Genomic DNA, 19,498 nt, shown 5'->3' on the forward strand with positions numbered 1-19,498 from the left:
CAAATGGTTACGAGCCATGTCCGCTTCCGTGAAATCGATCACGCGGCAGCCGCGATGCCTCCCGTTTCAGCGGTAACGGCCGGGCTCCCGGGCCCGCTCTCCCCTGCGGTTATCATTTCCGCCACACCGACGCCGGCTCGGCAGCGCCGCGCGACACCGTCGCGCAGGCTGCCACGCCGGCGTCCTCATTCGCGACAGAGGGCGAGGGGCCGTGCGTCTCACATCGATCAAGCTTTCCGGGTTCAAATCGTTCGCCGAACCCACGAACTTCCTGCTGCCCGGGCAGCTGGTGGGCGTGGTGGGGCCCAACGGGTGCGGCAAGTCCAACATCATGGATGCGGTGCGCTGGGTGCTGGGCGAGTCCAAGGCCAGCGAGCTGCGCGGCGAGTCGATGCAGGACGTGATCTTCAACGGCACGACCACGCGCAAGCCGGCCTCGCGCTCCTCCGTCGAACTGATCTTCGACAACGCCGACCATCGCGCCGGCGGCCAGTGGTCCCAGTTCGCCGAGATCGCGGTCAAGCGCGTGCTGACGCGCGACGGCACCTCCAGCTACTACATCAACAACCAGCCGGTGCGCCGGCGCGACGTGCAGGACGTGTTCCTCGGCACCGGCCTGGGCCCGCGCGCCTACGCCATCATCGGCCAGGGCACGATCAGCCGGATCATCGAGTCCAAGCCCGAGGAGCTGCGCCTGTTCCTCGAGGAGGCCGCGGGGGTCTCCAAGTACAAGGAACGCCGCCGCGAGACCGAGAACCGGCTGCACGACACGCGCGAGAACCTCACGCGCGTCGAGGACATCCTGCGCGAGCTGAACGCCAACCTCGAGAAGCTGGAGAAGCAGGCCGAGGTCGCGGAACGCTACAACCGCCTGCAGGCCGACGTCACGCTCAAGCAGCACCAGCTGTGGTTCCTCAAGCGCTCGGAAGCCGAGGTCGACCAGGGGCGCATCAAGGCCGACGCGGACAAGGCGGTCGTCGACCTGGAAGCCCGCGTCGCGGACCTGCGCCACATCGAAAGCGAGCTGGAGACGGTGCGCCAGGCCCACTACGCGGCCGGGGACCAGGTCAACCAGGCGCAGGGCCAGCTCTACGAAGCCAGCGCCGAAGTCGGCCGGCTCGAGGCCGAGATCCGCTTCGTCGTCGAGGGCCGGCAGCGCGTCGAACAGCGCCTGCTGCAGCTGAAGGAGCAGACCGCCCAGTGGGCCACGCGCAAGGAAGAGGCCGAGGCCGAGACCGAGAACCTCGCCGCCCAGACCCTGGAGGCCGAGGAGCGCGCCGCGCTGCTGGCCGCGCAGGTCGAGGAACAAGGCCTGCAGCTGCCCGACCTGGAGGAGGCGCTGCGCCAGGCGCAATCGCGCTCTTCCGAGCAGCGCGGCGCCGTCGCGCAGGTGCAGCAGCAGATCCAGGTGCTGGCCGCCGACCAGCGCAACATCGAGGAACAGTCGCGCCAGTTGAACCAGCGGCGGGAGCGCCTGGCGGCCGACCGCAATGCGCTGGCCGCGCCGGACGAGGCCAGGCTGGTCAAACTGCAGGCGCAGCTCGCCGCCGCCCAGGAAGCGGCCGAGACGGCCGATGCGCGCCTGCACGAACTGCAGGACCAGGTGCCGCAGCTCGACGAGGAGCGACGGGCCCGGCAACAGGACGTGAACACGCAGGGCGCGCGCCAGTCCGACCTCTCGGCCCGCATGGAAGCGCTCAAGGCGCTGCAGGAGAAGGTGCGCACGGACGGCAAGCTGCAACCGTGGCTCGCCAAGCACGGGCTCGGCGGGCTGCAGGGCCTGTGGAGCCGCATCCACGTCGAGCAGGGCTGGGAGAACGCGCTGGAGGCAGCGCTGCGCGAGCGCCTCAACTCGCTGGAGGTGTCGCGGCTGGACATGGTGCGGGCCTTCGCGGGCGACGCGCCGCCGGCCAAGCTGGCCTTCTATCACGCACCCGCCGCCGCGGCGCCGGAGACCGCCTCGGCGCTGCCGCGCCTGGCCGACCTGCTGCGGCTGAACGACGCCGGCCAGAAGGCGCTGCTGTCCGACTGGCTGCACGGCTGCTATACGGCGCCGTCGCTCGAGGAAGCGCTCGCCGCCCGCACCCAGTTGCAGGCCGGCGAAGCGATCTACGTGAAGTCCGGCCATGCCGTCACCGCGCACAGCGTCAGCTTCTATGCGCAGGACTCCGAGCAGGCCGGCCTGCTGGCCCGCCAGCAGGAGATCGAGAACCTCGAAAAGCAGCTGCGCGCGCAGGCCCTCATCACCGAGGAATCGCGTACGGCGCTGGTCCGCGCCGAAGCCGCCTATTCGGACGCCTCGCAACGCCTGGTGACGGCGCGGCGCGAAGCCGCCGAAACACAGGGCCGCGCCCACGAACTGCAGGTGGAGACGCTGCGCCTGACGCAGCTGGCCGAACAGACGCGGGCCCGCAGCGAGCAGATCGCCGGCGACCTGGCCGAAGTGGACGCGCTGCTGGAGGAACTGCAGGAGCGGCGCGTGTCGGCCGAAGGCCGCTTCGAGGAACTGGACATGCAGCTGGCCGACAGCCAGGAACGCCATGCCCAGCTGGACGAACGCGTCATCGAGGCCGAGCGCAAGCTGGCGGAGGCGCGCGAGCAGCATCGCAGCCTGGAGCGCCAGGCGCAGGAAGCGCAGTTCTCGCAGCGCGCGCTGGAAGCGCGCCGCGGGGAGCTGCAGCGCGCCATCGAGACGGCGACGCAGCAGGCCACGTCCATCACGCAGGAAGAGGAACGCGCGCGCAGCGAGCTCGCGCGGCTGACCGATGCCGCGGCGCAAGCCGGCCTGCAATCGGCGCTGCAGCTGAAGTCCGAACGCGAGCAGGCGCTGGGCGCCAAGCGCAGCGAGTACGACGACCTCACCGCGAAGCTGCGCGCTTCCGACGAGCGCCGGCTGCAGCTCGAGCGCGAGCTCGACCCGCTGCGCCAGCGCATCACCGACCTGCAGCTGAAGGAGCAGGCCGCGCGCCTCGGCCTCGAGCAGTACACGCAACTGCTCGCCGACGCGCAGGCGGATCTCGAAGCCGTGGCCCGGTCGATCCAGGACGGCAACGTGCGCTTGTCCGGCATGCAGTCCGAGATCGACCGGCTGCATCGCGAGATCGCGGCGCTCGGCGCCGTGAACCTGGCCGCCCTGGAGGAACTGAGCACGGCGCGCGAGCGCAAGCAGTTCCTGGACGCCCAGTCCAAGGACCTGAACGAGGCGATGACGACGCTGGAAGACGCCATCAAGAAGATCGACGGCGAGACGCGCGAACTGCTGGGCAGCACCTTCCAGACCGTCAACGAGCACTTCGGCCGCATGTTCCCGGAGCTGTTCGGCGGAGGCAACGCCAAGCTGGTGATGACCGGCGAGGAGATCCTCGACTCCGGCGTGCAGGTGATGGCGCAGCCGCCCGGCAAGAAGAACCAGACCATCCACCTGCTGTCCGGCGGCGAGAAGGCGCTGACCGCCATCGCGCTGGTGTTCGCCATCTTCCAGCTCAACCCGGCGCCCTTCTGCCTGCTGGACGAGGTGGATGCGCCGCTGGACGACGCCAACACCGAGCGCTACGCCAAGCTGGTGAGCAGCATGAGCAAGGAAACCCAGTTCCTCTTCATCAGCCACAACAAGATCGCGATGGAGATGGCCGAGCAGCTGATCGGCGTCACCATGCAGGAGCAGGGCGTGTCGCGCATCGTGGCCGTGGACATGGAATCCGCGGTCTCGATGGCCGAGGCCGTCTAGGGAACCCGCCGCGTGTCGGGTTTCACCCTCGGACTCGTGATCCTGGGCGGGCTGGTGCTCGCCGCGCTGGTCGCCTGGAACGCCTGGACCACGCGGCGCAACATGCCGCGCCAGGCGCAGGCACCCGTCGTGGCCGAAGCGGCCGTGCAGCCGGAGGAACGCAGCGAACCGGTCTTCGACGTTCCGCTGTCGCCGCCGCCCCCGGAGAAGAAGCCGGGTCTCGACGCCCTCATCGACGTGATCGCACCGATCGCCGTCGATGCGGCGGTGTCCGGCGAGGCCGCACTGGCGGCGCTGCCGCCGACCCGCCGCGCCGGCAGCAAGCCCTTCGCCATCGAGGGCCGCAACGAAGCCACGCAGGACTGGGAGACGCCGCGCGCCGGCCAGCGCTACACCGCGTTCCAGGCCGGCGTGCAGCTCGCCAACCGCAGCGGCGCGCTGAACGACATCGAGTACTCGGAATTCGTAATGAAGGCGCAGGCCTTCGCCGACGCGGTCAACGGCGCCGCCGAGTTCCCGGAGATGCGCGACGAGGTCGCCCGCGCGCGCGAGCTCGACCAGTTCGCCAGCACGCACGACGCCCAGCTCGGATTCACGCTGCGCGCGCGCAATGCGGCCTGGAGCCCCGGTTACGTGCAGCAGAGCGCGGCGCGGCTGGGGTTCGTGGCCGGCGCCATGCCGGGCCGGCTGGTGCTGCCCGCCGGCGTGCAGGGCGGGCCGCCCGTGCTGGTGCTGGCCTTTTCGACCCAGGCGGCGCTGGCGGAGGATCCGGCGCACTCCGCCATCCGCGACGTGACCCTGAGCCTCGACGTTCCGCACGTGCCGCGCAGCGAGCAGCCCTTCATGCGCATGCGCGACGCGGCGATCGCGCTGGCGGCCTCCATGGACGGCCTGATCACGGACGACGACGGCCGGGTGATCCCGGCCGAGGCGCTGGATGCGATCGGCTCCGACCTGGAGCAGCTGTACGACACCCTGGATGCGCGTGACCTCTCGGCGGGCTCGGTCCAGGCGCGCCGGCTGTTCTCATGAGCGCGCCGGCCAAGGTGCAGGAGCGCGTCGACGCGCTGCGGGAACTGCTGCACCACCACGCCCACCAGTACTACGTGCTGGATGCGCCCGAGATCCCGGACGCCGAGTACGACCGGCTGTTCCGCGAACTGCAGGCGCTGGAAGCGCAGCATCCGGAGCTGCTGACGCCCGACTCGCCGACCCAGCGCGTGGGCGGCAAGGCGCTGGAGGGCTTCGCGAAGGTGCGGCACAAGGTGCCCATGCTGTCGATCCGCACCGAGACGGACATCGAGGCGAGCGGCGCCCGCAACTTCGACGCCCGCGTGCGCCGTGAACTGGCCCTCAAGGAGGGCGATCCGCCGCTCGAGTACGTCGCCGAACTCAAGTTCGACGGCCTCGCCATCAGCCTGCGTTACGAGGCGGGCGTCCTGGTCCAGGCGGCCACGCGCGGCGACGGGGAGATCGGCGAAGACGTCACGCAGAACATCCGCACCATCGGGCAGATCCCGCTGCGGCTGCGCGCCGCGCCGCCGGTGCTGGAGGTGCGCGGCGAGGTCTACATCCGCCGCGACGATTTCGAGCGGCTGAACGAGCTCCAGCGCGACAAGATCGCCAAGGGCGCCAGGAACGAGAAGACCTTCGTCAACCCGCGCAATGCCGCCGCCGGCGCCGTGCGCCAGCTCGATCCGAACATCGCCCGCCAGCGTCCCCTGAGCTTCTACGCCTACGGCTGGGGCGAGATCGAAGGCGGGCCGGATTTCCGGACGCACCACGAGGTGCTGCAGGCGCTGAAGGCCTGGGGCTTCCCGGTCTCCGACCGCGTGGCCGTGGCGAGCGGCGCCGACGACCTGATCGCCTACCACCAGGCGGTCGGGCGCGACCGCGACAGCCTGCCCTTCGACATCGACGGCGTGGTCTACAAGGTGAACAGCCTGGCCCTGCAGAAGCAGCTGGGCTTCGTCACGCGCGAGCCGCGCTGGGCCGTCGCGCACAAGTTCCCGGCGCAGGAGCAGATGACCACCGTGGAGTCCATCGACGTCTACGTGGGCCGCACCGGCAAGCTGACGCCGGTGGCGCGCCTGCAGCCCGTGTTCGTCGGCGGCGTGACGGTGACCAACGCCACGCTGCACAACGAAGACGAGGCCCGGCGCAAGGACGTGCGGGTCGGCGACACGGTGATCGTGCGCCGGGCGGGCGACGTGATCCCGGAAGTGGTGGCGGTGGTGCCGGACCGGCGCGCCGCCGGCACCGAACCCTTCACGATGCCGCGCACCTGCCCGGTCTGCGGCGCCGCCGCCGTCCGCGAGGAGGGCGAGGCCGACTACCGCTGCACCGGCGGGCTGTTCTGCAGCGCGCAGCGCAAGTTCGCGATCCTGCATTTCGCCCAGCGCCGGGCACTGGACATCGAGGGCCTGGGGGAGAAGCTGGTCGACCAGATGGTCGAGGCCGGCGTGATCCGCACCTTGCCGGACCTGTACCGCCTGGGCCTGGCGAACCTGGTGGCGCTGGAGCGCATGGGCGAGAAGTCCGCGCACAACCTGCTGGCCGCGCTGGAGAAATCCCGGCAGACGACGCTGCCGCGCTTCCTGTACGGCCTGGGCATCCGCCACGTCGGCGAGACGACGGCGCGCGACCTGGCGCGCCACTTCGGCAAGCTGGACGCCATCATGGAAGCCGGGGTCGAGCAGCTGCTGCAGGTGCCCGACGTGGGCCCGATCGTGGCCGAGAGCGTGCACGCGTTCTTCCAGCAGCCCCACAACCGCGAAGTGATCGAGCAGCTGCGTGCCTGCGGCCTGCACTGGGAAGAGGGCGAACCGGCGGCGCAGGCGCCGAAGCCGCTGTCCGGAAAAACCTTCGTGCTCACGGGGACGCTGCCGAGTTTGTCACGCGACGAAGCGAAGGAACTGCTGGAGGCCGCGGGCGCGAAGGTCGCCGGCTCCGTCAGCAAGAAGACCGACTACGTCGTTGCCGGCGCCGAGGCCGGCAGCAAGCTCGAAAAAGCGCGGGAGCTCGGCGTGGCGGTGCTCGACGAAGACGGGCTGCGACAGCTGCTGTCGAGCTGAGCGTGAAGGTGTAAGCACGCTGTCTCGCTGCCGCGACAGGAGAAAAATTCGCTATTTGCAAGCGCTCGCGCAGTTCTTACATTTCAGCCTCTCCAATGAAGAGGTATCGATGCGCCGCCGTTTGTTGAAGTTGTTCTTGCTGGTCTCCGCGGCAACTGCTCTCCCCGTTCTCGCCCAGAAGGCCGCTCCCGGCCCCATCCTCGTCGGCCAGAGCGCCGGCATGAGCGGCGGCCAGGCCGCCTACAGCACCGACGTCAAGCAGGGCATCGAGGCCTACTTCGCCGCCGTCAACAAGGCCGGCGGCGTGAATGGCCGCCCGGTCAAGCTGGTCACCCTCGACGACCAGGGCAAGAAGGACAACGTCCTGGCCAACACCAAGAAGCTGGTCGAAGGCGAGAAGGTCACCTCGCTGATCGGCTACACCAGCGGCGCCGGCGTGGAAGCGACGCTGGCGTACCTCGATTCGCAGAGCGTCCCGATGCTGTCGCCCGTGACGGGCAACATGGGCATCCGGGCGCAGTTCCACCGCAACCTGTTCCACACGCGCGCCGGTTACGACGACGAGATGCGCAAGGTGGTGAGCCACCTCGCACTGACCGGGGTGAGCAAGTTCGCCATCGCCTATCTCGACGACGTCGGCCCCGCGAACCCGCAGGCCATGCACGGCGCGCTCGAACTCGCCAAGCTGAAGGCCGTGGCCGCCGTTCCGCTGAACCGCAACGCCACCGACTTCAATGCGCAGGTCGACAAGCTGCTCGAGGCGAAACCCGAGGTCGTGCTGTTCATCAGCAACGGCACGCCCATCGTCAAGATCGTGCAGGGCATGCGCGCGAAGGGGTACGGCGGTCAGTTCGCCACCAGTTCGTTCTCCGGGCTCAAGGTCATCGACGACCTAAAGGCCACGGGCGTGGGCCTGATCATGAGCCAGGTGCTGCCGCCGCCGACGCGCGTGCACCTCAAGCTGGTCAAGCAGTACCAGGACGACCTGAAGGCGTTCGCGCCCGACGCGAAGCCGAACTACACCAGCCTCGAAGGCTACGTGGCGGCGAAGGTGCTGGTGGAAGGCTACCGCCGCGCCGGCACCGACACCCCCGAACGGCTGGTCGCTGCGCTCGAGGAGATCCAGCGTCTCGACCTGGGCGGCTACGAGATCAACTTCTCGCGCAAGAGCCACGACGGCTCCCGCTTCGTCGACACCGGCGTGGTCGGGCGGGATGGTGGCCTGCGCTTCTGAAGGCAGTTGTTCCGGTTTTGAGAGAGGGAGAAGTAAAAATGTTTTCCAAACGTATCCTGTCCGCCGCCGTCCTGGTGGCCGCCGGCGGCGCCGCGCTGCTGGTCCATGCCCAAGGCACGGCGCGCAACGAACCCATCCTGCCGCTGCCCGATGCCGTGACCGACGTCGAACCGGCCAAGGTGAAGCTGGGTGGGAAGCTGTTCGCCGACCCGCGCTTCTCCGCGGACGGTTCCGTGTCCTGCCAGTCCTGCCACCTGCCGCACGCGGGCGGCGCCGACCCGCGCCGGCACTCGGTCAGCGCGTTCGGCAAGGTGCGCCCCCTCAATTCGCCGACCATCTTCAACGTCCGCTACAACACGGTGGGGCTGAACTGGACCGGCCGGACCAAGGACCTCGACGCCCAGATCAAGGGTTCGGTCGGCAATGCCGACACCATGGCCCACGACTGGGGCAAGGTGATCCAGGTCCTGGCGCAGGACCAGGCGATCGCGTCCGAGTTCAAGGCCGCCTTCGGCGGGGACAACCCGGTGAACCAGGCCAACGCGTCCGAAGCGATCGTCGCCTTCGAGAAATCCCTGGTCACGCCCTCGCGCTTCGACGACTGGCTCAAGGGCAAGGACAGCGCCATCACCGCGCAGGAAAAGGCCGGCTACGAGAAGTTCAAGGCCTACGGCTGCGTCGCCTGCCACAACGGCATCAACGTGGGCGGCAACAGCTTCATGAAGATGGGCCTCACCGGCAACTACTTCGCCGACCGCGAGAAGAAGGGCCGCGGCGCCGAGGTGGACGTCGACAAGGGCAAGTTCGCGGTGAGCAAGAAGGAGGAGGACATGTACGTCTTCCGCGTGCCTTCGCTCCGCAACGTCGCCCTCACGGCGCCTTACTTCCACGACGGCGCCGTGCCGACGCTGGACGAGGCCATCGACCTGATGGGCCGGTTCCAGCTGGGTCGCGAGATCCCGCCGGCCGACCGCCAGGACATTGCCGCCTTCCTGAACGCGCTGGGCGGCAAGCAGCTGGAGCAGTCGGCCAAGCGCTGATCCAGCAGGGCTTCGGCCCGCCGGCGACCGGCTAGCGGACGGCGTCCCCGGGACGCCGCTCCGGCCGGCGCCACAGCCACAGGAGGATCAGCGCCATGCAGGCGATGATCGCCCAGACCGCCGGCAGCCAGCGGTCCGGCGTGACGTACAGCATCATGCAGGTGCTGCCGGTCATCATGACGGACGTGATCCACTTGGCCCGGCGCGGCACCACGCCGGCTTCGTACCAGTCGCGCAGCAGGTGCCCGAACCGGGGATGCTGCAGCAGCCAGCGGTGCAGGCGCGGCGAGCTGCGCGAGGCGCACCAGGCCGCCACGATCAGGAACGGCACCGTCGGCATGACCGGCAGGAACAGGCCGATGAGGCCCAGCAGGACGAAGATGCCCGCCAGCGTCATCAGGAACCAGCGGGCAGGAGCCGACAGGGCGCTGCCCGGGACTTGGGTTTGCATGTCCCGCAAGATACCAGTTGCAGCGCTGCCGCGGGCGCTATCCTCGGCCCCATGGCTGTACGACAAATCCTGAAAATGGGCGATCCGCGCCTGCTGCGGACCGCCCAGCCGGTGCGTGAATTCGGCACGCCCGCCCTGCGCGAACTGGTGCGGGACATGGAAGAGACGATGAAGGCTGCCAACGGCGCCGGCCTCGCGGCACCGCAGATCGGCGTCGACCTGCAGCTCGTGATTTTCGGCACCGATGCCCCGAACCCGCGCTATCCCGATGCCCCGCCGGTCCCGCGCACCGTGCTCCTCAATCCCGAGATCACGCCGGTGGGCGACGCGGAAGAGGAGGGCTGGGAGGGCTGCCTGTCCGTTCCGGGCCTGCGGGCGGTGGTGCCGCGCTGGCAGCGCATCCGCTACACCGGCCGCGACCTCGAAGGAAGGGCCATCGAGCGGGAGGCCGACGGTTTCCACGCCCGGGTGGTGCAGCACGAGGTCGACCACCTGTTCGGCAAGCTGTATCCCATGCGCGTGCGCGATTTCACGAAGTTCGGCTTCACCGAGGTGTTGTTCCCCGGGCTCGACGCGGCGGACGACGACTGACCGTGGCCCGGCGTGCGACGGGCGCGCCCGGAAAATAAACCCGCGGCGCAGGGCAAATCCCTGTCACCATGGGCCTCCATGGATCCCATGGCGAGGGATCCCATGACTTTCTTTCTCTGGTGCGCCATCGGCGCCCTGGCCGGCGGGCTTGCCGGAGTCCTCATGGGCACGCGCGGGCTCATCCCACGCCTCGAGGAAGTCGCCGTCGGCGTCTTCGGTGCCTTCCTGGGAGGCGAGTTCCTGGCCACGATGGTCGCGGGCCCGGCACCGGAAGGCGGGTTCCGCATGGCTGCGTTCGTCACCGCCGTGGCCGGGGCCCTGGCGCTGCTGGCGCTGCTGAAGGTCATGCGCAAGGCCGTCGGACCGATGCGCAACGGCAAGAGCGCGCTGCGCAAGCGCTGAAGGCGCCTCAGCCGGCCGCGATCGCGTCCAGCAGCTCGGTCTCGATCTCGATCTGCTTGCGGTTCTGCTGCAGCTCGTTGCCGTTGATCAGGAACATGTCCTCGACCCGCTCGCCGAGCGTGCTCACCTTGGCGAGCTGCAGGTTCAACTTGTGCTGGGCGAGCACGCGGGCGATGGAATAGAGCAGGCCGACGCGGTCGCTGGCGGAGATGGACAGCAGCCAGTGCGTCGCCTTGTCGTCCGGGCGCAAGTCCACCCGCGGCGGGATCGGGAAGCTCTTGACCCGGCGGGACACCCGTCCGCGGCTGGGCGCCGGCAGCGGCCCCGCCGCCGCAATGGTCGCGCACAGCTCCGACTCCACCATGCTGCACAGTTCGCGGTAGTGGTCCGGCATCATCGCCGTCACCACCTGGAAGGTGTCCAGCGCATAGCCGTTGGTGGCGGTGTGGATCTTGGCTTCGAGGATGCTGAAGCCGGCCTGCTCGAAGTAGCCGCAGATGCGCGCGAACAGGTCGGTCTGGTCGGGCGTGTAGACCATGACCTGGAGGCCCTCGCCGACCGGCGAGATGCGGGCGCGCACGACGACCTTGCCGCTGCCGACGTGGCGCGACGCATGGCGCGTGTGCCAGGCGATGTCGGCCGCCTCGTGGCGCATGAAGTAGCCGACGTCCAGCGTGTCCCACAACTTCTTGTGCGCCTCGAAGGGCAGGGCGAACAGCTGCAGCTGCACCAGCGCCTCGCGCTTGCGCGCCTCGACGTCGGCCCTGGGGTCCGGCGTGCCGCCACCCAGCGCGCGCAGCGTGTAGCGGTACAGGTCCTCCAGCAGCTTGCCCTTCCAGGCGTTCCACACTTTCGGGCTGGTGCCGCGGATGTCGGCCACGGTCAGCAGGTACAGCGCGGTGAGGTAGCGCTCGTTGCCCACCCGCTTCGCGAACGCCTCGATCACCGCCGGGTCGCCCAGGTCTTCCTTCTGGGCCACCCGGCTCATGGCCAGGTGCTCTCGCACCAGGAACTCGATCAGCTTGCAGTCCTCGACGTCGATCGCGTGCTGGCGGCAGAAGCGCCGCACCTCGCGCGCGCCGAGGTCGGAGTGGTCGCCGCCCCGGCCCTTCGCGATGTCGTGGAACAGCGCCGCGGTGTAGAGGATGTACGGCTTGTCCCAGCCCGCCGCCAGCTGCGAGCAGAACGGATATTCATGCGCATGCTCCGCGATGAAGAAGCGGCGCACGTTGCGCAGCACCATCAGGATGTGCTGGTCCACCGTGTAGACGTGGAACAGGTCGTGCTGCATCTGGCCCACGATGCGGCGGAACACCCAGAGGTAGCGGCCCAGCACGGAAGTCTGGTTCATCAGCCGCATCGCGTGCGTGATGCCGCGCGGCTGCATGAGCATGGCGCGGAAGGTGGCGTGGTTGGCCGGGTCGTTGCGGAAGCGCGCGTCCATCACCTTGCGCGCGTTGTAAAGCGCGCGCAGCGTCCGCGCCGACAGGCCCTTCACCCCGGGCGTCGTCTGGTACAGCAGGAAGGTCTCGAGGATGGCCTGCGGGTTCTTCAGGTACAGGTCGTCGCTGGCGACCTCGATCATCCCGGCCTTCTCGGAGAAGCGCTCGTTGATCGCACGCGCTTCCGCGGCGGCGGGGTTCAGCCGCTCCTCGATGTTGAGCAGCAGGATCTGGTTCAGCTGCGCCACGGCCTTGGCGGCCCAGTAGTAGCGCTTCATCAGCCGCTCGCTGGGGCGCTGCAGCATGCGGCCATCGGGCCGGACGACGGCCTTGTAGCCGAAGGATTCCGCCACCGCGTTCTGCATGTCGAACACCAGCCGGTCCTCGCGCCGGCCGGCCACGACGTGCAGCCGTGCGCGGATCGTGCTCAGCAGCGCTTCGTTGCGCTTGATCTGGCGCGCCTCGAAGGCGGTGGCGAGCCCGCGCCGCGCCAGTTCGTCCCAGCTCTTGCCGAAGCCGGCCGCATTGGCCACCCACAGGATCACCTGCAGGTCCCGGAGGCCGCCGGGTGATTCCTTGCAGTTCGGCTCCAGCGCGTACGGCGTGTTCTCGAACTTGGTGTGCCGCTGGCGCATCTCCAGCGTCTTGGCCACGAAGAAGGCCCGGGAGTCGACCTGGGCGCGGAAGCGCTCCTGGAAGGCGAGGAACAGCTTGCGTGAGCCGGTGAGCAGGCGCGCCTCGAGCAGCGAGGTCTGCACGGTGACGTCGCCGGCCGCCTGCGCCACGCATTCCTCGACGGTCCGCACGCTGGAGCCGATCTCCAGGCCGGCGTCCCAGCAGCTGCCGATGAAGTTCTCCACCCTCTGCTTGAGCAGGGCGTCCTGCTCGCAGGAAATCCCGTCCGGCATCAGAAGCAGGACGTCGACGTCCGAGTGCGGGAACAGTTCGCCGCGGCCGAAGCCGCCGCAGGCCACGAGGGCGACGCCGGCGGGGAGGCCGGCGTGCTCCCAGAGCTTCTTCAGCGCCTCGTCCGCGGCCTGGCCCAGCGCCTGCAGCAGGCCCTTGATGCTGCGCACCGCGGCGGCATCCGCTTGCAGGGTGTGCAGCAGTTGGGCCTTGCGCGCCTTGTAGGCGTCGCGGACCAGGCCCACGTCATTCCCGCGCAGTCGCGAATCCAGGGCGCCCGAACCCGGGAAGCTCTGGATCCCCGCCGGGGCGGGGACGACGCCGGACTTGGTCATCCCTTCACGAAAGCAGGCGGCGGCGGGCTGCCGGCCGACAGGGTCAGCACCTCGTAGCCCGATTCGGTCACCAGCACGGTGTGCTCCCACTGCGCCGACAGCGAGTGGTCCTTGGTGACGATGGTCCAGCCGTCGTTGCCGAACTCCTTCACGTCGCGGCGGCCCGCGTTGATCATCGGCTCGATGGTGAAGGTCATGCCGGGGCGCAGTTCTTCCAGGGTGCCCGGCTTGCCGTAATGCAGGACCTGCGGCTCCTCGTGGAAGGTGCGGCCGATGCCATGGCCGCAGAACTCGCGCACCACGGAAAAGCCGTTGCTTTCGGCGAACTTCTGGATCGCCCAGCCGACGTCGCCCAGGCGCACGCCCGGCTTGACCTGCACGATGCCGTGCCACATCGCCTCGTAGGTGACCTGCACCAGGCGCCTGGCGGCGATGGAGGCCTCGCCGATGATGAACATGCGGCTGGTGTCGCCGTACCAGCCGTCCTTGATGACGGTGACGTCGACGTTGACGATGTCGCCCTTCTTCAGCGGCTTGTCGTTCGGGATGCCGTGGCACACCACGTTGTTGACCGACGTGCACAGGGAGGCCGGATAGGGCGGGTAGCCGGAGGGCTGGTAGCCCAGCGTGGCCGAGATGCTGCCCTGCTTCTTCATGAACTCGGCGGCCAGCCGGTCGATCTCGCGGGTGGTGATGCCCGGCTTGATGAAGGGCGTCAGGTGGTCCAGCACCTCCGCCGCCATCCGGCAGGCGACGCGCATTCCCTGCAGTTCTTGTTCGTCTTTGTACGTGATGCCCATGTCCGGGATTATCCCAGAGGGTCCAAACCCTCGCAGGTAGAATGCCGGGCTACCACGGCCCCAGTCAGCGGCCGTGGACGCCACTCCCCAGACAGGTTTCAGACAGTGTCCCTGCACATCACCGAGTTCGAGGGCGGCCAGGCCCTCAGCGGCTTCCGGATCCAGCAACTCCTGCCCCGCCTGCAAGCGGTGCACCCCAAGGTGAGCGGGCTGTCGGCCCGCTTCGTGCACCTGGTGGCGACCGACCACGTGCCGACGGCAGCCGAGCGTGAGCGCCTTGCCGCCTTGCTGACCTATGGCGAGCCCCACGCTGGTGCGGACGAAGGCCCGCTGCTGGTGGTGACGCCGCGCCTGGGCACCGTGTCGCCCTGGGCGTCCAAGGCCACCGACATCGCGCACAACTGCGGCCTGGCCGTCCGGCGCGTGGAACGCGTCGTCGAGTACCGCGTGCAGGTCCAGGGCGGCTGGCTGGGCCAGCCGCAGCTGCAGCCTGCGCAACTGCAGGCGATCGCGGCGCTGCTGCACGACCGCATGACGGAAAGCGTGGTCGCGCACCGCTCCGAAGCGGCCCGCCTGTTCACCGAGCTGCAGGCCCAGCCCATGGAGCACGTCGACGTGCTGGGCGGCGGCCGGGCCGCGCTGGAGGAGGCGAACCGGCGCTTCGGCCTGGCGCTTGCCGACGACGAGATCGACTACCTGGTGCAGGCTTTCACCGGGCTGGCGCGCAATCCCAGCGAGGTCGAGCTGATGATGTTCGCGCAGGCCAACAGCGAGCACTGCCGCCACAAGATCTTCAACGCGACCTTCGCCATCGACGGCGTGCCGCAGGAAAAGAGCCTGTTCGGCATGATCCGCAACACGCACCAGGCGCATCCGGAGCACACCGTCGTCGCCTATTCCGACAACGCGGCCGTGATGGAAGGGCACGCCGTCGAGCGCTTCCTGCCGGAGGCGGACGGCACGTGGCGGAAGTCGCAGGCGACGCACCACGTGCTGATGAAGGTGGAGACGCACAACCACCCGACCGCCATCTCGCCCTTCCCCGGCGCCTCCACGGGGGCCGGCGGCGAGATCCGCGACGAAGGCGCCACCGGCCGCGGCGCCCGGCCCAAGGCGGGCCTGACCGGCTTCACGGTGTCGAAGCTGTGGGACGGGAAGTTCGGCAAGCCGGAGCACATCGCCAGCCCGCTGCAGATCATGACCGAGGGCCCGCTGGGCGGCGCCGCCTTCAACAACGAATTCGGCCGGCCGAATCTGCTCGGGTACTTCCGCGAGTACGAGCAGGAGGTGGCGGGCGTCGCCCGCGGTTACCACAAGCCGATCATGATCGCGGGCGGCCTCGGCGCCATCGACGCGCGCCTGACGCACAAGATCCCGTTCCCGGCCGGCACGCTGCTGGTGCAGCTGGGCGGCCCGGGCATGCGCATCGGCATGGGCGGCGGTGCCGCCTCCTCGATGGCGACGGGCACCAACACCGCCGAACTCGACTTCGATTCCGTGCAGCGGGGCAACCCCGAGATCCAGCGCCGCGCACAGGAAGTCATCAACCAGTGCTGGGCGCTGGGCGACCGCAACCCCGTGCTCGCGATCCACGACGTGGGCGCCGGCGGGCTGTCGAATGCCTTCCCCGAGCTGTCGAACGACGCCGGGCGCGGCGCGCGGTTCGACCTGCGCAAGGTGCCGCTGGAGGAATCCGGCCTCGCGCCCAAGGAGATCTGGTGCAACGAGAGCCAGGAGCGCTACGTCCTGGCGATCGCGCCGGACGCGCTGGAGCAGTTCCGCGGCTTCTGCGAACGGGAGCGCTGCCCCTTCGCCGTGGTGGGCGTCGCCACCGAGCAGCGCCAGCTGGTGGTGGCGGACGAGGGCGCCGACACGCCGGTGGACATGCCCATGGACGTGCTGCTCGGCAAGCCGCCCAAGATGCACCGCGACGTGCAGGCGGTCCGTCGCACGGCGCCGGAACTGGACCTCACGGGCGTGAGCCTGCAGGACGCCGTGATCCGCGTCCTGAGCCATCCCACCGTCGCTTCCAAGCGTTTCCTGGTGACCATCGGCGACCGCACGGTGGGCGGCCTGTCGCACCGCGACCAGATGGTGGGCCCCTGGCAGGTGCCGGTGGCCGACTGCGCCGTGACGCTGGCGGACTACCGCGGCTTCGCCGGCGAGGCGATGAGCATGGGCGAACGCACGCCGCTCGCGTCGGTGGATGCGGCGGCCTCCGGACGCATGGCCGTCGCCGAGGCCATCACCAACCTGCTCGCTGCGCCGATTGCACTGCCCCGCGTCAAGCTTTCCGCCAACTGGATGGCCGCCTGCGGTGAACCCGGCGAGGACGCGGCGCTGTACGAGACCGTCCGGGCGGTCGGCATGGAGCTGTGCCCGCGGATCGGCGTCGCCATCCCCGTCGGCAAGGACAGCCTGTCCATGCGCACGCAGTGGAGCGAGGGCGGCGCCGTGAAGAAGGTGACGTCCCCCGTCAGCCTGATCGTCAGCGGCTTCGCCAGCATCGACGACGTGCGGCAAACCCTCACGCCGCAGCTGGAGGCGACCGAGGACACGACGCTGGTGCTGGTCGACCTGGGCCGTGGCCGCAACCGCATGGGCGGCAGCATCCTGGCGCAGGTGCTGGAGCAGCCCGGCGGCGCCGTGCCCGACCTGGACGACGCGCAGGACCTCGTGCGGCTGGTGGACGCGGTCAATGCGCTGCGCGCGCAGGGCCGCATCCTCGCGTACCACGACCGCAGCGACGGCGGCCTGCTGGCGGCCGCCTGCGAGATGGCCTTCGCCGGGCACGTCGGCGTGTCGCTGAACGTGGACCTGCTGGTCACCGAAGGCGACGGCATCAGCGACAGCCGCGCCGAGTACGGCGATGCCAAGAACTGGGCGAGCCAGGTCGGCGCCCGGCGGGAGGAACTGACGCTCAAGGCGCTTTTCAGCGAGGAGCTCGGCGTGCTGCTGCAGGTGCGCACCGCCGAGCGCGACGCCGTGATGCAGGTGCTGCGCGCCCATGGCCTGTCGAAGCACAGCCACTTCGTCGGCAAGACGCGGCCGGCCGGTTCCACCATCGAGGTCGGCAAGGGCGAGGTCCAGGTCTGGCGCGACACCAGGACCGTGTTCAGCGCGAAGCTCGCGGACCTGCACCAGGTGTGGGACAGCGTCAGCTGGAAGATCTGCCAGCAGCGGGACAACCCCGCCTGCGCGGACAGCGAACACGCGGCCGCGGGCGACCCGGCGGATCCGGGCCTGCACGTGTTCCTGCCGGAAGGTTTCCCGTCGCAGCAGGCTCCCGCCGTGAACCTGGCGCGCCCCCGCGTGGCGATCCTGCGCGAGCAGGGCGTGAACTCGCACGTCGAGATGGCCTATGCATTCACCGAGGCGGGATTCGAGGCGGTGGACGTACACATGACCGACCTGCAGTCCGGCCGCCACGACCTGGCCCGCTTCCAGGGCCTGGTCGCCTGCGGCGGCTTCAGCTACGGGGACACGCTGGGTGCCGGCATCGGCTGGGCCCGCAGCATCACCTTCAACGCGGTGCTGGCGCGCCAGTTCCAGGCCTTCTTCGGCCGCGCCGACACCTTCGGCCTCGGCGTGTGCAACGGCTGCCAGATGTTCGCGGAACTCGCGGACATCATCCCCGGCGCACAGGCGTGGCCGCGCTTCACGACCAACCGCAGCGAGCGCTTCGAGGCGCGGCTGGCGATGGTCGAGGTCCTGGAGTCGCCCAGCCTGTTCTTCCGCGGCATGGCGGGCGCGCGCTTGCCGATCGCGGTGGCGCACGGCGAGGGCTATCCCAACTTCGCGCAGCGCGGCGACGAAGCGTCGGTCGTGCGCACCCTGCGGTTCGTCGACAACCACGGCCAGCCCACCGAACGCTATCCCTTCAATCCCAACGGCGGCGCGGGCGGCCTGACCGGCGTGAGCACGCCGGACGGGCGCTTCACTGCCCTGATGCCGCACCCGGAACGCGTGTTCCGCAACGTGCAGATGTCGTGGACGTCCGGCGACCGCGCGGCGCACAGCCCGTGGATGCAGATCTGGCACAACGCGCGCCGGTGGGTCCGGTGATGCAGCAGGCGCCGTCACTGCGCGAACCGGACGCGCAGGGTGCGCCCGTGCGCCGTTTCAAGGACCCCGCGTACCGGCCGCTGGCCGCGGATCTCGCTGGCGTGCGCGCCGAGATCGATCGCCTGGACGACGCCATCGTGCGCCTGCTGGCCGAGCGCGCGATGTACGTGAAGGACGCCGCGCGCTTCAAGCGGGACGCCTTCCAGGTGAGTGCACCGGCGCGGCAGGCGCAGGTGTTCGCGCGCGTGCGCGCGCTGGCCGAAGCGCACGGACCGACGTTCAACGGCGGCTTCGAGGGCCTGCCGGACGTGGTCGAAGCGGCGTATCGCGCCCTCGTGGCCGGTTATATTGCCTGTGAACAAACGTACTTCGGGCAGACCGAGCCCGTGGATCCCCCTCCCAAGGAAGACCCGCAGTGAACAGAAGACGCCTCCTGAAAGCCATCGCCGCCGCCGCCTCCACCACGCTGCTGGCCAGCCCGTGGACGGCCGCCCTCGCGCAGGCCGACTACCCGAACAAGCCGATCCGCCTGCTGGTGCCCTTCGGCCCCGGCTCCACGCCCGACGTGTTCGCGCGCACCGTGAGCGAGCACGCCAGCCGCACGCTCGGCCAGTCGATCGTGATCGAGAACCGCGCCGGCGCCGGCGGCAACGTCGCCACCAACCAGATGGCCAAGGCGGCGCCGGACGGCTACACGATCGGGGTGTCGATCACGGGCCCGCTGGTGAACAACACGCTCATCTACGACAACCTGCCGTACGACCCGTTCAAGGACCTGCAGCCCATCACCTTCGGCGTGCACCAGGGCAACGTGCTCGCGGTGAGCAGCGCCCTGGGCGTGAACAGCATGAAGGAGCTGATGGCGCTGCTGCGTGCGAACCCGGGCAAGTACAACTACGCTTCCGTCGGCGTCGGCACGCTGTCGCAGCTGAGCGTGGAAGCGATCAAGGCGCTGACCAACAGCTACGTGGTGCAGGTGCCGTACGCCTCGTCGCCGGCCGCCGTCATGAGCGTGCTGCAGGGCGACACCCACATGGTCAGCCTGGCGCCGCTGGCGGTCATGCCGCAGGTGCAGGCCGGCAAGATGAAGGTGCTGGCGGTTTCCACCGCCAGACGGCTGCCGCAGCTGCCGGACGTGCCGACCTTCCGTGAGTCCGGCGTCGCGCTGGATGGCAGCGCGTGGATCGGCATCGTCGGGCCGGCCGGCATGCCGGCCCCGGTCGTGGCCAGGCTGAACCAGGCTTTCGTCGGCGCCATGCGCGACCCCGCGGTGCTGGCCAAGCTGCGCGCGCAGTACATGGAGCCGGAGCCCGGCACGCCGGAACAGTTCGCCGCCTACATGCGGGAGGAACGCGCGAAGTGGGGGCCGGTGATCAAGCGCGCCGGCATCAAGGCGGAATGAGAGAAGCGGCCCGCGGGCCGCTTTCTTCT

At 69.6% G+C, this 19,498-nt stretch carries 13 protein-coding genes; 10 read left to right on the plus strand and 3 right to left on the minus strand.

Going from position 1 to position 19,498, the window contains the following annotated elements:
* Positions 1-211 precede the first annotated feature (211 nt).
* From smc to IM787_RS11720, 5 genes are all read left to right on the plus strand, one after another.
* Positions 212-3,727, plus strand: a complete 3,516-nt coding sequence (smc, locus tag IM787_RS11700) for a chromosome segregation protein SMC (protein ID WP_193676817.1) — start codon at positions 212-214, stop codon at positions 3,725-3,727.
* Between the two features lie 12 nt (positions 3,728-3,739).
* Entirely contained in the window at positions 3,740-4,759 is a 1,020-nt protein-coding gene (locus tag IM787_RS11705; RefSeq protein WP_193676818.1) for a cell division protein ZipA C-terminal FtsZ-binding domain-containing protein, read from the plus strand.
* On the plus strand, positions 4,756-6,801 hold the full coding sequence (gene ligA, locus IM787_RS11710) for an NAD-dependent DNA ligase LigA (RefSeq protein ID WP_193676819.1): 2,046 nt from the start codon (positions 4,756-4,758) through the stop codon (positions 6,799-6,801). The genes IM787_RS11705 and ligA overlap by 4 nt, the downstream gene beginning before the upstream one ends.
* Positions 6,802-6,925: 124 nt before the next feature.
* Positions 6,926-8,035 (plus strand): ABC transporter substrate-binding protein, encoded by a 1,110-nt coding sequence (locus IM787_RS11715; protein ID WP_193676820.1) that lies wholly within the window; start codon positions 6,926-6,928, stop codon positions 8,033-8,035.
* Positions 8,036-8,073: 38 nt separating this feature from the next.
* Positions 8,074-9,075 carry a cytochrome-c peroxidase gene (locus IM787_RS11720; protein ID WP_193676821.1) on the plus strand — a complete coding sequence of 334 codons (1,002 nt, stop codon included), beginning with the start codon at positions 8,074-8,076 and terminating at the stop codon, positions 9,073-9,075.
* A gap of 31 nt (positions 9,076-9,106) precedes the next feature.
* Here the strand turns inward: IM787_RS11720 and IM787_RS11725 are convergent, their stop codons facing one another.
* The gene (locus tag IM787_RS11725) at positions 9,107-9,526 is read right to left on the minus strand and encodes a YbaN family protein (protein WP_193676822.1); all 420 of its coding nucleotides are present in this window, start codon (positions 9,524-9,526) and stop codon (positions 9,107-9,109) included.
* Between the two features lie 51 nt (positions 9,527-9,577).
* Between IM787_RS11725 and def the strand changes: the two genes are divergently transcribed.
* Together def and IM787_RS11735 are read left to right on the plus strand one after the other, a co-directional pair.
* The gene (def, locus tag IM787_RS11730; RefSeq protein WP_193676823.1) at positions 9,578-10,117 is read left to right on the plus strand and encodes a peptide deformylase; all 540 of its coding nucleotides are present in this window, start codon (positions 9,578-9,580) and stop codon (positions 10,115-10,117) included.
* A gap of 102 nt (positions 10,118-10,219) precedes the next feature.
* On the plus strand, positions 10,220-10,519 hold the full coding sequence (locus tag IM787_RS11735) for a GlsB/YeaQ/YmgE family stress response membrane protein (protein WP_227494278.1): 300 nt from the start codon (positions 10,220-10,222) through the stop codon (positions 10,517-10,519).
* A gap of 7 nt (positions 10,520-10,526) precedes the next feature.
* On the opposite strand, the gene IM787_RS11740 is transcribed toward IM787_RS11735, so the two are convergent.
* Both IM787_RS11740 and map read right to left on the minus strand, forming a co-directional pair.
* Positions 10,527-13,202, minus strand: coding sequence for a [protein-PII] uridylyltransferase (locus tag IM787_RS11740; protein WP_193676824.1), 2,676 nt, complete (start codon positions 13,200-13,202; stop codon positions 10,527-10,529).
* Positions 13,199-14,002: a type I methionyl aminopeptidase gene (gene map, locus IM787_RS11745; RefSeq protein WP_193676825.1), complete on the minus strand. Its 804-nt coding sequence runs from the start codon at positions 14,000-14,002 to the stop codon at positions 13,199-13,201. Before map ends, IM787_RS11740 begins: the two co-directional genes overlap by 4 nt.
* Positions 14,003-14,107: 105 nt before the next feature.
* Here map and purL point away from each other — a divergent pair, with 105 nt between their 5' ends.
* The 3 genes from purL to IM787_RS11760 are packed head-to-tail and all read left to right on the plus strand — an operon-like array spanning position 14,108 to position 19,469.
* Positions 14,108-18,067 (plus strand): phosphoribosylformylglycinamidine synthase, encoded by a 3,960-nt coding sequence (gene purL / locus IM787_RS11750; protein WP_193676826.1) that lies wholly within the window; start codon positions 14,108-14,110, stop codon positions 18,065-18,067.
* Positions 18,067-18,486, plus strand: a complete 420-nt coding sequence (locus IM787_RS11755) for a chorismate mutase (protein WP_193676827.1) — start codon at positions 18,067-18,069, stop codon at positions 18,484-18,486. The genes purL and IM787_RS11755 overlap by 1 nt, the downstream gene beginning before the upstream one ends.
* Positions 18,483-19,469: a Bug family tripartite tricarboxylate transporter substrate binding protein gene (locus IM787_RS11760; RefSeq protein ID WP_354004401.1), complete on the plus strand. Its 987-nt coding sequence runs from the start codon at positions 18,483-18,485 to the stop codon at positions 19,467-19,469. The genes IM787_RS11755 and IM787_RS11760 overlap by 4 nt, the downstream gene beginning before the upstream one ends.
* The last annotated feature ends 29 nt before the right edge of the window (positions 19,470-19,498 follow it).

This window comes from Ramlibacter pallidus (assembly GCF_015070875.1).
Lineage (GTDB): Bacteria > Pseudomonadota > Gammaproteobacteria > Burkholderiales > Burkholderiaceae_C > Ramlibacter > Ramlibacter pallidus.

What these genes read in the sequence shown, in the direction of transcription:
- IM787_RS11720 (WP_193676821.1), top strand. Translation starts at nt 8,074, where the DNA reads ATGTTTTCCAAACGTATCCTGTCCGCCGCCGTCCTGGTGGCCGCCGGC.
- IM787_RS11755 (WP_193676827.1), top strand. Translation starts at nt 18,067, where the DNA reads ATGCAGCAGGCGCCGTCACTGCGCGAACCGGACGCGCAGGGTGCGCCC.
- def (WP_193676823.1), top strand. Translation starts at nt 9,578, where the DNA reads ATGGCTGTACGACAAATCCTGAAAATGGGCGATCCGCGCCTGCTGCGG.
- IM787_RS11735 (WP_227494278.1), top strand. Translation starts at nt 10,220, where the DNA reads ATGACTTTCTTTCTCTGGTGCGCCATCGGCGCCCTGGCCGGCGGGCTT.
- IM787_RS11725 (WP_193676822.1), bottom strand. Translation starts at nt 9,526, where the DNA reads ATGCAAACCCAAGTCCCGGGCAGCGCCCTGTCGGCTCCTGCCCGCTGG.
- ligA (WP_193676819.1), top strand. Translation starts at nt 4,756, where the DNA reads ATGAGCGCGCCGGCCAAGGTGCAGGAGCGCGTCGACGCGCTGCGGGAA.
- map (WP_193676825.1), bottom strand. Translation starts at nt 14,002, where the DNA reads ATGGGCATCACGTACAAAGACGAACAAGAACTGCAGGGAATGCGCGTC.
- IM787_RS11740 (WP_193676824.1), bottom strand. Translation starts at nt 13,202, where the DNA reads ATGACCAAGTCCGGCGTCGTCCCCGCCCCGGCGGGGATCCAGAGCTTC.